The sequence below is a fragment of the Acinetobacter sp. WCHA55 genome (assembly GCF_002165305.2).
Taxonomy (GTDB): domain Bacteria; phylum Pseudomonadota; class Gammaproteobacteria; order Pseudomonadales; family Moraxellaceae; genus Acinetobacter.
In genome coordinates this window covers 304,668-318,349 of record NZ_CP032285.1, presented here as the reverse complement: position 1 = coordinate 318,349, position 13,682 = coordinate 304,668, and the positions used below count along the sequence as shown (strand labels likewise).

Genomic DNA, 13,682 nt, shown 5'->3' with positions numbered 1-13,682 from the left:
CGACAAAGCATCGTCGGTAATTTTTTTATAATTTATTTTAAAAATTTTTCTTTATGATACCGGTCGGGACTCTACCGCAAATAAATAGCGCAGGACAATTAGGGCAGCTAAATGCTGAATCTGCTATTTTAAAATCACCACCACGGATACGAATGAAAATTTCTCGTAATTTGTCTTCAAAATTGTTTAGGGCTTTTGGTTTAAAGTCGAGAGGGTAAACCTTATTATCGGCTAAATAGACCAATTCTGCAGATGAATCAGGAAAAGTACTCTTTGCAGCAAGGGAAAATGCTGCATATTTTATATTTTTTGGGTCTGAACTAGGTGCATGACCAGTAAAGATACAGCGTAACGTACGCACATCATCTCGTAGCAGCATTTCATCAACATGAATTGTTATCTTTACACCTGCAACATTCAAAACTAATTTATCAAAAACTTCAACAATTGCTCCATTTCTGGACTGGATAAAAAAATTGAGCATCATCTCAGCGATATTACGATAATCACTTACGTATCCATGCTCATGTAAACCAAACTTTTCAAAAGTAGCCTCCAACATAGGTTTCCAATTTATTGAAGGATCATTATCTAAGCCAATTAATGCTTGAAATACATCGCGTACTGCTTCATGCATTTGCATGAATGCAGTTTCTTGTCTACGACCACCAATGCATAAAAGATGAGTATATAGAAACCGTCTAGGGCACCTATCATATAAATCTAAAGCATTAGCACTGAAACTTACATCTCCCTGAAATTCCACTACTAATGGGATACTTTCCGGCGCTATTGGTAATTGTAATACTGGGAGAGTTTTTATGTGCGAAACAGGGCCAATCCTTTCCAAAAAACCAGAAAGTGGACGTTGGATTTTTTTCTGACCTTTAGTCCTTGCACCATAAAAAAATAGTCTTTCTCGTGCACGTGACATTGCTACGTAAAAAAGACATTCTTGCTCATTGTCGTGAGCTTCTCTGGCTACATCATTAGATGAACCTTTACCACCAGCAACCATACCCTCAGGTGGTGGACATTTTGTCCGTCTATATGAGCCAGGTAGTGTATCTTTATTAACCCCACTTAAATGAACAACAGGAAACTCAAGACCTTTTGAACTATGAATCGTCATCAATTTGACTGCATCAATATTTTGGGCCGCTGTCGGAAGCTGACTGAGATCACGATCATCGTTAAGCTTAAGTAAACGACGTATTCGCATTATCATTTTTACTATGGGAAAGGCACTACCTTTAAGTTGTTGCCGAGCAAAATTCATAAACTGCCAAATAGCAATTCCTTCAGCTTTCCCTCCAACAGACTCTGATGTTGCAATTTCAGCTATCATTCGTGTGCGATCGAAAAGCACAGTCGCTAAAACATTCCAAGGGTGTGAGTGATTACTAAAACCCTGTAGTACATTTTTTAATTTTTCAAGTGAAGATAATCCCTCTGGGGATAAAGCTAACAATGATATGTCGCAGTCACAAAGTTCTCTTTCGCTTGTGCGTAGATGCTCTAGAATTTGAGTGACATCTTCCATTGGCATCTTAAATTCTGTACAACATGCAATACGAATCAATCCGGAAGCGCGTTTATCTGTCAAAATAGAGACCAATGCTATAAGGTCTTTAATTTCTGGTCGCTCAAATAAGCTACCCAGAAATAATACCGGAATTCCCAATCGTTCCAGATCCCGCCCTAATTCTGAGAGCTTGTCATTTCCCCGACACAAAACTGCTTGATCTCGATACTTAAAACCAAGATCACACATTTTATTAATTGATTCAGCTAAAGCGGAACTTACCAGGTCACCACTTTCTACTGTTCGTATTTCCGGAAGAAAACCTGATGCAGGGCGATTTGCAGTAAGAGCACTGTGTGTACCGCCTGTTTTCATATCTGATGCAAAGCTTGAAAATGATGTCACGATCTCTGAAGCAGAGCGGTAATTAATTTTCAGTGATTGACCTACACTCCCGGGAAAATCATCCACGCAAAAACGCGATATATTAAATGACGAGGCTCCACGAAACCGATAAATTGACTGCTTTGCATCACCAACGACCCAAAGATTATCACCATATGGTTTGAGAGCCTTTAATAACCTGATACTGCTCCTATTAACATCCTGATATTCATCCACCAATACATGCAGATAATCATGCTGCAACTGTTGACGTAACTCTGCATTAGCCTCCAGCAGTTGTACTGGTAGCATCACTAAATCACCAAAATCTAAACAATTTTCTTGTTTCTTTATCTTTTCATAAGCTTCGTATACTACAGCAACTTCTAATGCTCGTTCAGCAGTTTCACGTTCTTCTGCACTACTGGCCTTTGCTAGCATATTCTCTGCAAGAATTCGGTACTGTAATGCATCTATCACCTCATCCTTTGCCCGGGAAATAGCATTCAAAATATCGACAATATTTTGAGAAGGATCGTACAAATCACGATAATGATTTAAATTAAGACGTAAGAACTCCTCTTCCAGAAGTTCTACAGCCTCTGAACGATCCATTAAGCGGGGTTCCGCTGGTAAATCACATAAATCATGAAATCGACGAAGCAGATCAAGGCCAAACCCATGAAAAGTCCCTATCCAAAGAGCCGCTGCCTCATGGGGCTGCTTTCGTGCGATACGTTCTGATATTTCCGCAGCTGCTTTATTCGAGAAGGTTAATAACAATATCCGTCGAGGATCAACCTCTTCATTCAGCAAACTTTCAACTCTTGCTATGAGAGTTCGAGTCTTACCTGTACCTGGACCAGCCTGAAGTAAAAAAGCAGAACCTCTATGATTTACTGCATCATTCTGCTTTTCATTGAGAGGCATCTCTGGATCAATTTCTTGTGGTTTATTTTCAACCATAGGCAACAGCATTGCATCAAGCATTTGCTGTGCAACAACCTCAAAAGGTGCTCCGAGCTTACTAGCGATATCACTACAAGTCATATGGCATTCAAGATGCATTTTTTTAACAACTGAACGCGGAAGCAAGAATTCTCGGGCGAAAAGATCCATCTGAACTTCACGTCGTTGTCGATGGTTATAATCCACAACGCGACTTATTCCTGATAGTTCAGATTCTGCTGTACGGCTAGGGTCAATACTAATAACATATTCATCTTGTGTATCATCTCCTAGCTCAACATGACCAATTTCATGCGCTACAAGAAATGCCTGTTCAAAAGATGAACCAAAATCCTCATGTGTAATTAATCTATATGTGCTATCAAAGAACGCCCGTGCGCCATTTAATTCATCGGAACATTGTAAACACTTCTCTACGTCAATATCTCGAAACGCAGCTTCAGCAACAGCAAAAGCATAAGAGTTCCAAGGATCTAGCCCTCTGCCTACAGCCTCATGATGTAGTTTGTCAGCGCGCTGGCGAGCGATCTCGATAGCATCCATATCATTCGTCTCTATTTATTATCTCTTGAATTCGTTCTTCTGGAATAAGTGCATCATGAAGAATCTTTTCGAAAGATACCTTGCTTGGCGCAGTTGGTTTTACATTAGATTTATAACTTCGGCTATGTTGTGCTTGTGGTGGTAGTGCAAGAAAGGCCTTCAACTGAGCAGTCGTTACCTGTAGAACTATCGCAAGCCTATTAATAAAATGTAATGGAACAGATGACAGTTCAACTCTTCTTACTCCAAAAGCCATTAAAACTTGTTTGGGAAGATTTAATAACTTTGCTGCATTTGAGAAACGCTGTGGAGGTATATCTATTTGTTCCGATTGCTGGGTAAGCCCCCTACGAAATCGATCCAAAGCAGACTCAATACTTATTTCATCATCTGGGGTAAGTGGTACACAGTCATCAATTTCACGAGACAGCTCGAGTGACAGATCGACTAATTCATTAGAATATTCAGGAAACTCTATGAGATACTTTAGTAAGATATCTTTACTAGAATCAAATTCTACTGAGAAGTCTCTCAGTACATCCTCACGAGAAATATTTTGATCTCTCATTAAAATTTCTCCTTATTTTCTAGTTGTTTACGCAATATTGCAAGCGCAAAATCACGGTGCGTGCGAATAGTTTTATCTGACTTCTTCAACGTTTTAGTGATTGTCATTTCATTGGGATCTTTCGAAATAATGGGTATATCGTGACACCACATTACGACAATACGTTGCTGAAGTGGTGATAAAACATTAATCGCCTCATGTAGACTTCGTCGGTAATATTCTTTGTCAAGTTCATTTGCATCAAAAGGATCATAGGGTTCTAACGCATTTTCAACCTCTGGTAAGATATTTTCATCTTCACCATATAATCCTTGAGTGAGATTATCTTTATTTTGAATTTTATTTTGTGCATCAACTCGGTCTTTAGCTAATGCGCTGTTAAAGTTGACTTCAAAATAATCAAGACGCTCCTCATAACTATCCTGATCCACTAATAGTAAATCGATAAAATCATCACGAACTTTATCGCGGATTTCCATATTACTTAAGGAAGAAGTTCTTCCATCTAGGCTATGAGGTTTAGGAAGATTACGATGTATTCTTTCTAAGAGAGCTAGGAGTAACTTTTCACGAAGCCAAGAATTATCAGTATTTCGAATAAAATAGAGCAATGTTTCACTTGATATAAAACCCTCAATTGATTTTGGCCAAATAATACTTCTGGCAACAATCTCCTCATGACTGATTTTTTCTAGTTCATCAATCTCACATTCAACAATACTACGCCGAGTGTATAAAACACCTTCCCTATTAACCTTTCTTAGAGGTCTAGCCATAAAGCACCCTAACAACCTTAAATCGATAATTTTTTAACAATTATTAGTAATTAATCTTAAAGAACCAAAATATCTTATATAACAATAATATCAGTTAAAAAATTTAAGAGTTGGTAAATCCATAATCAATTCATGTTATTAAATTTCTATTGTTTAAAAACTTTAAAATTCCACTACTTTTCTACATCTATTATCAAAAAAATACCTGTTGTACTCAAGCTTGAAACTACAATATTACTAATTAGAGAGGCACTGTTGCAAATAGGCTGACATGATAAGCTAAATATCTTATTTATTTCGAGATACAGCAGATGAATCCCTTCCACGGTCGGCACTTTCAAGGTGAAATCATTCTTTGGGCTGTTCGTTGGTATTGTAAATATGGCATCAGCTATCGTGAACTTCAAGAAATGCTCGCTGAACGAGGCATAAATGTGGATCACAGTACAATTTATCGTTGGGTTCAGCGTTATGCTCCAGAAATGGAAAAACGGTTACGCTGGTATTGGCGTAATCCTACAGATTTACATTCATGGCATATGGATGAGACTTATATCAAAGTGAAGGGGCGATGGACTTACCTGTATCGTGCAGTTGATCAACGGGGTCATACGATTGACTTTTACCTTTCCGCTAGACGGAACAGTAAATCAGCCTATAGTTTTCTAGGAAAGATCTTCAATACGGTGAAAAAATGGCAAATTCCACGGGTCATCAATACAGATAAAGCAGCGACCTATGGCCATGCTTTATCACGATTAAAGCGAGAAGGAAAATGTCCAGTAGATATTGAGCACAGGCAGATTAAGTATAAAAATAATGTCATTGAATGTGATCATGGTAAGTTAAAGCGAATCATCAGGGCCACATTAGGATTCAAATCTATGAAGACTGCTTATGCCACAATTAAAGGTATTGAAGTCATGCGTGCACTACGTAAAGGACAAGCATCGTCATTTTATTATGGTCAGCCTCAGGGTGAAGTGTGTCTAATCAACAGGGTTTTCGGTCTCTAAGCACTTTTTAAAGGGAACATCATCGACTCAAATCTCTATTTGCAACAGTGCCTAAAAATACCGACCGACCGAAATTTCAAGAAATGTTGAACTATGTCCGGGAAGGGGATAGGGTGATTGTACATTCCATGGATCGTTTTGCACGAAGTCTAAAAGATTTGGTCACTGAAGTAGATAAACTGGTCAAAAGAGGGATCGCCATCCAGTTTGTAAAAGAGAATATTACTTTTACTGCCCAATCCACGCCGATGGATAATTTGATGCTGCAACTGATGGGTGCTTTTGCTCAATTCGAGCGGGAAATTATCTTAGAACGTCAGAAAGAAGGGATTAAGATCGCAGCAGCTCAGGGCAAATATAAAGGTCGTGTCCATAAATTGAATCCAGATCAAGCTAAAGCATTACTGCAAGCCTGGAAAGAAGGGAAGTATTCATCAAAAGTTGATCTGGCAAAAGCGTTTGGTATCAGTAGACAGGCTGTCTATCGGTATTTAAAACAAATTAATTAGTCACTAGATGGACTGAAAGGTGCCTACAAAATCAGTGGCTATTCAGATATTACAATTAGCTACCAAAAAAGTAGAGATGGTCTGCATCTACTCGTGGACTCTACTGGCTTGAAGTTTCTAGGTGAAGGTGAATGGAAATGCAAGAAACATGGATCTGAATATCGTCGCCAATGGCGTAAGCTCCATATTGCTATAGAAGCTGAAACCCTTCAAATACGTGCAGTACAACTCACGACAAATAATGTCAGCGATTCACAAGTGCTCGAAGATTTACTTTCTCAAGTTCCCTTGGATGAACGAATTGATTCAGTCTATACAGATGGTGCTTATGACACAAAGCACTGCCGACAAGTCATTTTAAATCGTGATGCACATGCGGTCATTCCACCCAGGAAGAATGCAAAGCCTTGGAAAGATCAGCAAGTCAGGTCTATAGAACGAAATGAGTTATTGAAAACAGTCAAACTGCTAGGAAGGTCACTTTGGAAAAAGTGGTCTGGTTATCATCGTCGAAGTTTGGTGGAAACCAAGATGCATTGCATCAAATTATTAGGCGATAAATTAACAGCAAGGAGTTTTCCTAGTCAGGTGAATGAGATTCATGCACGCGTAGCCGTCTTGAACAAATTCACAGAATTGGGGCGCCCTCACACCCAAGTTGTCACTTGAATTTGGCTCAATTAGGATCGCTCTATCTTTCAAACCTTTATGCAACAAAGCCAGTCCCTATGTTAATTTGAAGAATGCCTCAATCTGACGGCTGCGAACCGCCAGGGACAGGCGCAATGTCAGATTCTGTCGCGGCCTTGGCGCGTGCCTGGAAGCGTTCATAGCAATCCAGCCCGCAGAAATGTTCGACGTATTCCGCGCCTTCCGGGGTGAAGGCGGCATCGAGCGGAATTTCTTTGCAGCATACGCAGCAGGTGGTGCAACTGGCAGTGTTCGGGGCGTTTGCGTTCATGGTGGTACTCCTCCAGATTGGTAGCGAAGCTCAAAGCTGCCCACTCTCGGCTGGCTGGGAAGCGGTCATGATCTTCCCTTGAAGGCCCGCAGCAGCCGCGTCACAGACAGGACAAACAAGCCGGTCAGCGTGAGGGCTGCAATACCCCAGTGCTCCCCGATGAACGCGCCGGCCGTCGTGCCGGCTAGCACAATGGCGAGAATCGGCAAATGGCAGGGACAGGTGAGCACGGCCAGCGCGCCCCACAAGTAGCCGGTGATCGGTTTGTGCGTCTCAGACGGCAAGTGCTCTGGGCTGTTCATGGCAGACTCTCCGCGTGCTGTGCCGGTTCGGTTGGCATGGCGGCCAGTTGCATTTCGAGGCTGGCCAGGGCCTCGCGCCGACGCTCGACGAGTTGCCGCAACACGGCAAGCTGCGCAGACGCACCGTCACCGTCCGCAGCATCCAGCGCCCGGCACAGCCGCGCCAGCACATCCAGGCCGATGCCCGCTTCGAAGGCGGCCCGCACGAAGCGTAGCCGTTGCAAGGCGGCATCGTTGAACAGGCCGTAGCCGCCTGGGGTGCACGCCACCGGCCGCAGCAATCCACGCAGCAGGTAGTCGCGCACGATATGCACACTCACGCCCGCGTCATGTGCTAAGCGGGAAACTGTATAAGCGCTCACTGAACACCTCCTTTTCCTCACCCTGCGCAGCACAGGACAGTTACGTCCCGCTAGGCGATGACAGCTGTCGAGCAAGCTCTTGCCCAAGGCGAAAGGCCTCTTCGACGCCCACAACTTCGGCACCCTCATGCTGCGCGACCCAATCGTCAGCGGCAGCGGCGCTGGCAAAAAAGTGGACGTGGCAGCAGAAGGAGCAGCGAATGTCGGATGACGCATTTGGTCGCACCAGTGACACAACTGCGCTCGCCGGTTCGAGCCGGTGCAGCCCATCTGGCGCCACCGTAAGCGATACCTCTTCACCCGTTGTAGGGCAGCGCGAGGAGACGTACGCGCTCCTGCCGAGCAAAGCCGGGAATATTAATACGTCTAGGGCGCACCACGTGTAGAGACGTTGGCCGTCAATCTCAAAGGTATGCGGGGTTTCGCGCAGCGTAAGGCCATAGCCGACAATATTGCCGTCGTCGTCATACTCGGTGCTGGGGACCTGATCGAGTGCTGCCGCGACTCTGTCGGCCGGCCAGTCGAGCACGGTCGCGAGCGTTTTCCGCGAGACGGGACTTCCCTTGGCAATCTCGCGAAGAAGCGGAAGCAAGAGTTCAGTGGGATGTAGTCGGTTGATAACCGAGAAACGCTCCGCGATTTCTTTGACGAAGGTTGATGTTTCCATAGTTGTTTGGCTCCTTGGGGTTTGGTGATTTGATTCCGATTACCCGGCGCAGCAGGAAAGCTGCTTCACGTCCTTGCTGAAGGTCTGCGCCGCGAGCTTCAACCCCTCGACCATCGTCAGGTAAGGGAACAACTGGTCGGCCAGTTCCTGCACCGTCATGCGGTTGCGAATGGCGAGAACAGCCGTCTGGATCAGTTCGCCCGCTTCCGGGGCAACCGCCTGCACGCCGATGAGCCGTCCGCTACCTTCCTCAATGACCAGCTTGATGAAGCCGCGTGTGTCGAAGTTGGCAAGCGCACGCGGCACGTTGTCGAGCGTCAGCGTGCGGCTGTCGGTTTCGATGCCATCGTGGTGCGCTTCCGCCTCGCTGTAGCCCACGGTCGCCACTTGCGGGTCGGTGAACACCACGGCCGGCATCGCGGTCAGATTGATGGCGGCGTCGCCGCCGGTCATGTTAATGGCCGCACGAGTGCCGGCCGCTGCCGCCACATAGACGAACTGCGGCTGGTCGGTGCAGTCGCCGGCCGCGTAGATGTTCGGGCTACTGGTGCGCATGCCCTTGTCGATGACGATGGCCCCCTGCGCATTGACGGCTACCCCCGCCGCTTCCAATGCCAGGCTGCGCGTGTTCGGTGTCCGGCCGGTGGCGACCAGCAGCTTGTCGGCGCGCACTTCGCCCTGTCCAGTGGTCAGCACGAATTCGCCGTCCACATGGGCGACTTGGCTGGCTTGCGTATGTTCCAGTACCTTGATTCCTTCGGCACGGAAGGCGGCTGTGACGGCCTCGCCGATGGCAGGGTCTTCGCGGAAGAACAGCGTGCTGCGCGCAAGGATCGTGACCTGGCTACCCAGCCGGGCGAAGGCTTGCGCCAGTTCCAGCGCCACCACCGACGAGCCGATGACGGCCAGGCGTTCGGGAATGGTGTCGCTGACCAAGGCCTCGGTCGAAGTCCAGTAGGGTGACTCTTTCAGGCCCGGAATCGGCGGCATGGCCGGACTGGCACCCGTGGCGACCAGGCAGCGGTCGAACATCACGACGCGCTCACCACCCTCGTTCAAACTAACGATAAGGCTCTGGTCGTCCTTGAAACGCGCTTCACCGTGCAGAACGGTGATGGCTGAATTGCCGTCCAGGATGCCTTCGTACTTGGCATGACGGAGTTCTTCGACACGGGCCTGCTGCTGGGCCAGCAGCCGCTCGCGCAAGATCGTCGGCGGTGTGGGTGGCATGCCGCCGTCGAATGGGCTTTCCCGGCGCAGATGGGCGATGTGGGCGGCGCGGATCATGATCTTGGACGGCACACAACCGACGTTGACGCAGGTGCCGCCGATGGTGCCGCGCTCAATCAGCGTGACCTGCGCGCCTTGCTCGACGGCCTTCAGTGCTGCCGCCATCGCGGCTCCACCGCTGCCGATCACGGCGACTTGCAACGGGCGCTCGCCGCCGCTGCCCTTGTCGGCCGGCGGGGCATCGGCGAGCATCGCTTTGTAGCCCAGGCCAGCCACGGCGGCGGTCAGTGCGTCCGGCGCTGTGCCTGGATCAAGGGCGAGCTGGGCCGCGCCCTTGGCATAGGACACTATGGCAGATTGGACGCCGGGTACTTTTTCCAGCGCTTCCTTGACGTGCGCCGCGCACGAGTCGCAGGTCATGCCGGTGATTTTTAGATGGGTCATGTATTTTTCCTTTTCTGTGGTGGCTACGGCTGTTGCCGTCAGCCACGTTGTTCTGGCAATTCACAGCTGTCCGGCCCGCAGCGGCGATGTGCTGGCGAGATGAAATCCCAGACCGATACCCCAACCATCAAGGCCAGGCCGACATAGAGCAGTCCACCGCTCTGCCAGCCGTAAGCCCGCATTAAAAACACCGCTGCCAGCACCAAGATCGGGCCTATCGTGCCGAGCGCCGTGCGTCGCCACTGTCGATGATTGAGCCAAGCGATAGCATTGGCGAGTAACGCGATGCCGGCGAACATCGGCAGCAGGATGCCAATGAATAGCCCCTCGTACTGGCTCAAGAAGCCCAGTCCGATGGCCGCGCCAAAGCTGGCGATGGCAGGAAAACAGGCGGCGCAGCCCATCGCGGAAACGACGCTGCCGAGCGCGCCGGTTTTGCCAGCGATGCGCGTGATGAGTCCCATGTGTCGCTCCCGAGTTCGGTTAACGGATCAGCGTTTGAGGCTGGACGGATAGCCCGCGTCCTCGGTCGCCTTGGTCAACTTCTGGACGTTGGTCTTGGCATCGTCGAAGGTGACGACGGCCTGGCGCTTGTCGAAACTTACGTCGGTCTTGCTCACGCCCTCAACCTTGGAAAGCGCGTGCTTGACAGTGATCGGGCAAGAGGCGCAGGTCATGCCAGGCACGGACAGCGTGACGGTCTGAGTGGCGGCGAACACGGGGGCAACGAAAGCGGCGAGAGCGAGGGAGGCAAACAGCTTTTTCATGATGAACTCCTGATTAGTAGAAAAATGGCATGACGTAGGGAAAACCAAGCGCGACCAAGACCAACACGGCGACGAACCAGAAAATGAGCTTGTAGGTGGTGCGCACTTGCGGAATCGCGCACACCTCGCCCGGCTTGCAGGCTGCGGTCGGTCGGACGATGCGCCGCCAGGCAAAGAACAGTGCAACCAGCGCCGCGCCGATGAAGATCGGCCGATACGGCTCCAATACCGTCAGGTTGCCGATCCATGCCCCGCTGAACCCCAAGGCGATCAAAACCAGCGGCCCCAGGCAGCAGGCCGACGCAAGAATGGCGGCCAGCCCACCGGCGAAGAGCGCGCCGCGCCCGTTTTGTGGTTCAGACATACGCTTGTCCTTTCAAATTTGGTTTGGATAGCTTAAGCTTACTTCCGTAGTTATGTACGGAGTCAAGCGATATGCAAATTAATTTTGAGAATCTGACCATTGGCGTTTTTGCCAAGGCGGCCGGGGTCAATGTGGAGACCATCCGGTTCTACCAGCGCAAGGGCCTGCTGCCGGAGCCAGACAAGCCCTATGGCAGCATTCGCCGCTATGGCGAGGCGGATGTAACACGAGTGCGGTTCGTGAAATCGGCCCAGCGGCTGGGCTTTAGCCTGGACGAAATCGCCGAGCTACTGCGGCTGGAGGATGGCACCCATTGCGAGGAAGCCAGCGGTCTGGCCGAGCACAAGCTCAAGGATGTGCGCGAGAAGATGGCCGACTTGGCACGCATGGAGGCCGTGCTGTCTGAACTGATGTGCGCCTGCCATGCGCGGAAAGGGAACGTTTCCTGCCCGCTGATTGCGTCACTGCAAGACGGAACGAAGCTCGCTGCATCGGCGCGGGGGAGTCACGGGGTGACTACGCCTTAGCGTGCTTTATTTTCCGAATTCTGAGACGACCCCTAGATGCCTGGTCAAGACTGCATACTTGCAGTTTTGACCAAGCATCGGAATATAATTTTAAGCAATAAAAACAATATTATGTAGCAACTTCACAAAAAGATAATAATCAGCAGGTTACAGTGAGAAACCTAGATTAACTCGGCATCCTATTGTGAAAATCAATAGCAAAATCTGATTCAGATCGTGGTTCGGTATTGTAGAATTTGAAGCCTAAACATTTAACTTCCTTATAACCATGCTCTTTAACTTCATTTAAGAACTCAACATAGTTTTGTGAATCATCTTGATCTGCATCAAAAACAATTTGGCTTTCATCATCCAAACTAATCAATACTTCCTCTTTCCAAGTATCCTTTTCAAGCAAATGACCACCTTTAGGCTCAATTAAGCATTGATAGTACATTTCACTATTTTCAGCATCATTAATGATCAGCATGTAGTCAGGGCTGAATCTACGACCATCTTTAGGGCTAAACAACCAATAATCGAGTTCATTCCGTATCAGGTAAATCTCTGCACCCTTGTAGAGAGGTGGTCCCACTTGTTTGAACAACTAAAAGCGTATTTATAAGTGATATTCCGCTCTAGTTAAGCCACCTTGTTTTGTTGGGGTAGCTGATCATAGTAAAACTCATTTGGTGTCATTTTGTCTAGACTCGAATGAGGTCGTTTCAAATTATAAAACTCAAAATATGCACTTAATTGCTTTTTCGCATCTGTGACACTGCTATAAGCTTTGAGATACACCTCTTCATATTTAACGCTCCGCCATAATCGTTCAACCATCACATTATCTACCCATCGACCTTTACCATCCATACTGATTTGAATGCCATTTGATTTCAATACATCAATAAATGCATCACTGGTAAACTGGCTGCCTTGGTCTGTATTAAATATTTCAGGTCGACCATATTTTTCAATCGCTTCATTTAAAGCCGAAATACAAAAATCCACCTCCATACTAATCGATACCCTATGCGCAAGTACCTTGCGGCTATGCCAATCAATCACAGCACATAAATAAACAAAGCCTTTTGCCATAGGGATATACGTTATATCCGTAGACCACACTTGATTACTGCGCTGAATAGCCAACCCTTTGAGCAGATATGGATATTTACGGTGAGCTTGATTAGCCTGGCTTAAATTTGGTTTGCAATATAACGCCTGAATACCCATTTTCTTCATTAAAGTACGTGTATGACGTCGTCCTATATGATGTCCTTGACGATTCAACAAATCACGCATCATACGACTGCCTGCAAAAGGATATTGCATATGTAATTCATCAATACATCGCATCAGCTTCAGATCTGATGCACTCACAGGTTTTGGGCGATAGTAATAACAACCACGGGAGACTTTCAGCAGCTTAGCTTGCTTAGATACTGAAATCTGAAGTGAGTCGTCGATTAACTTTTGTGGTTGAAGCGGCCCAGTTTCTTCAACACACCTTCTAAAAAATCAATTTCTAATGCCTGCTCACCGATTTTTGCATGTAGTTTTTTTAGATCGATGGGTGGTTCTGTTGGAGCTTTTGATTGATCGAAAGCTTGCGAGGAAGCTGAGATCAATTGATTTTTCCAGTCAATAATTTGGTTTTGATGAACATCAAACTCAGCACTCAATTCAGCAAGTGTTTTTTCTGCTTTAATCGCAGCAAGTGCTACCTTAGCTTTAAAATCATTTGAATGATTTCTTCTTGGTCTACGTGCCATAAAATACTCCATAT

15 protein-coding genes and 2 pseudogenes are annotated in these 13,682 nt (G+C 47.0%); 4 read left to right on the top strand and 13 right to left on the bottom strand.

Annotated features, from left to right (window positions below; translation table 11 throughout):
• Nucleotides 1–37 precede the first annotated feature (37 nt).
• From CDG62_RS02595 to CDG62_RS02585, 3 genes are read right to left on the bottom strand one after another with little or no spacing between them, the layout of a single operon-like run.
• Nucleotides 38–3,421, bottom strand: coding sequence for a UvrD-helicase domain-containing protein (locus tag CDG62_RS02595; protein WP_033917444.1), 3,384 nt, complete (start codon nucleotides 3,419–3,421; stop codon nucleotides 38–40).
• Between the two features lies 1 nt (nucleotide 3,422).
• A complete protein-coding gene (locus tag CDG62_RS02590) occupies nucleotides 3,423–3,989 on the bottom strand; it encodes a hypothetical protein (RefSeq protein WP_033917445.1) in 567 nt (188 codons plus the stop codon).
• On the bottom strand, nucleotides 3,989–4,765 hold the full coding sequence (locus CDG62_RS02585) for a hypothetical protein (protein ID WP_005093369.1): 777 nt from the start codon (nucleotides 4,763–4,765) through the stop codon (nucleotides 3,989–3,991). Before CDG62_RS02585 ends, CDG62_RS02590 begins: the two co-directional genes overlap by 1 nt.
• Nucleotides 4,766–5,076: 311 nt before the next feature.
• Here CDG62_RS02585 and CDG62_RS02580 point away from each other — a divergent pair, with 311 nt between their 5' ends.
• The 3 genes and pseudogenes from CDG62_RS02580 to CDG62_RS02570 form a co-directional block, all read left to right on the top strand.
• Nucleotides 5,077–5,781: an IS6-like element IS1008 family transposase gene (locus CDG62_RS02580; RefSeq protein WP_001067783.1), complete on the top strand. Its 705-nt coding sequence runs from the start codon at nucleotides 5,077–5,079 to the stop codon at nucleotides 5,779–5,781.
• A 53-nt stretch (nucleotides 5,782–5,834) separates the two neighbouring features.
• Nucleotides 5,835–6,290 (top strand): annotated as a pseudogene (locus CDG62_RS02575) (recombinase family protein); the annotation flags it as partial.
• A 45-nt stretch (nucleotides 6,291–6,335) separates the two neighbouring features.
• Nucleotides 6,336–6,959 (top strand): annotated as a pseudogene (locus CDG62_RS02570) (IS5 family transposase); the annotation flags it as partial.
• Between the two features lie 79 nt (nucleotides 6,960–7,038).
• Here the strand turns inward: CDG62_RS02570 and CDG62_RS02565 are convergent.
• From CDG62_RS02565 to merT, 8 genes are all read right to left on the bottom strand, one after another.
• Entirely contained in the window at nucleotides 7,039–7,251 is a 213-nt protein-coding gene (locus CDG62_RS02565; RefSeq protein WP_000993245.1) for a DUF3330 domain-containing protein, read from the bottom strand.
• Between the two features lie 65 nt (nucleotides 7,252–7,316).
• Nucleotides 7,317–7,553: a broad-spectrum mercury transporter MerE gene (merE, locus tag CDG62_RS02555; protein ID WP_001087807.1), complete on the bottom strand. Its 237-nt coding sequence runs from the start codon at nucleotides 7,551–7,553 to the stop codon at nucleotides 7,317–7,319.
• Nucleotides 7,550–7,915: a mercury resistance co-regulator MerD gene (merD, locus tag CDG62_RS02550; RefSeq protein WP_033917457.1), complete on the bottom strand. Its 366-nt coding sequence runs from the start codon at nucleotides 7,913–7,915 to the stop codon at nucleotides 7,550–7,552. Before merD ends, merE begins: the two co-directional genes overlap by 4 nt.
• 40 nt (nucleotides 7,916–7,955) lie before the next feature.
• The gene (gene merB / locus CDG62_RS02545; RefSeq protein WP_033917456.1) at nucleotides 7,956–8,582 is read right to left on the bottom strand and encodes an organomercurial lyase MerB; all 627 of its coding nucleotides are present in this window, start codon (nucleotides 8,580–8,582) and stop codon (nucleotides 7,956–7,958) included.
• 39 nt (nucleotides 8,583–8,621) lie between these two features.
• Complete coding sequence (gene merA, locus CDG62_RS02540; protein ID WP_033917455.1) at nucleotides 8,622–10,256, bottom strand: mercury(II) reductase; 1,635 nt, start codon at nucleotides 10,254–10,256, stop codon at nucleotides 8,622–8,624.
• A gap of 38 nt (nucleotides 10,257–10,294) precedes the next feature.
• Entirely contained in the window at nucleotides 10,295–10,720 is a 426-nt protein-coding gene (gene merC, locus CDG62_RS02535; protein WP_000522996.1) for an organomercurial transporter MerC, read from the bottom strand.
• A 27-nt stretch (nucleotides 10,721–10,747) separates the two neighbouring features.
• Nucleotides 10,748–11,023 carry a mercury resistance system periplasmic binding protein MerP gene (gene merP / locus CDG62_RS02530; RefSeq protein WP_004178136.1) on the bottom strand — a complete coding sequence of 92 codons (276 nt, stop codon included), beginning with the start codon at nucleotides 11,021–11,023 and terminating at the stop codon, nucleotides 10,748–10,750.
• A 13-nt stretch (nucleotides 11,024–11,036) separates the two neighbouring features.
• Complete coding sequence (gene merT, locus CDG62_RS02525) at nucleotides 11,037–11,387, bottom strand: mercuric ion transporter MerT (RefSeq protein ID WP_001294659.1); 351 nt, start codon at nucleotides 11,385–11,387, stop codon at nucleotides 11,037–11,039.
• Nucleotides 11,388–11,458: 71 nt separating this feature from the next.
• Here merT and merR point away from each other — a divergent pair, with 71 nt between their 5' ends.
• Nucleotides 11,459–11,914 (top strand): Hg(II)-responsive transcriptional regulator, encoded by a 456-nt coding sequence (gene merR, locus CDG62_RS02520; protein WP_001166626.1) that lies wholly within the window; start codon nucleotides 11,459–11,461, stop codon nucleotides 11,912–11,914.
• Nucleotides 11,915–12,080: 166 nt separating this feature from the next.
• Here merR and CDG62_RS02515 read toward each other — a convergent pair whose 3' ends face one another.
• Nucleotides 12,081–12,488 carry a hypothetical protein gene (locus CDG62_RS02515; protein WP_228254380.1) on the bottom strand — a complete coding sequence of 136 codons (408 nt, stop codon included), beginning with the start codon at nucleotides 12,486–12,488 and terminating at the stop codon, nucleotides 12,081–12,083.
• A 47-nt stretch (nucleotides 12,489–12,535) separates the two neighbouring features.
• A protein-coding gene (locus tag CDG62_RS02510) for an IS3-like element ISAba14 family transposase (protein ID WP_223155595.1) occupies nucleotides 12,536–13,668 on the bottom strand; the annotation gives its coding sequence in 2 pieces (ribosomal slippage) (nucleotides 12,536–13,416 and nucleotides 13,416–13,668; 1,134 coding nt in all).
• Nucleotides 13,669–13,682 lie beyond the last annotated feature (14 nt).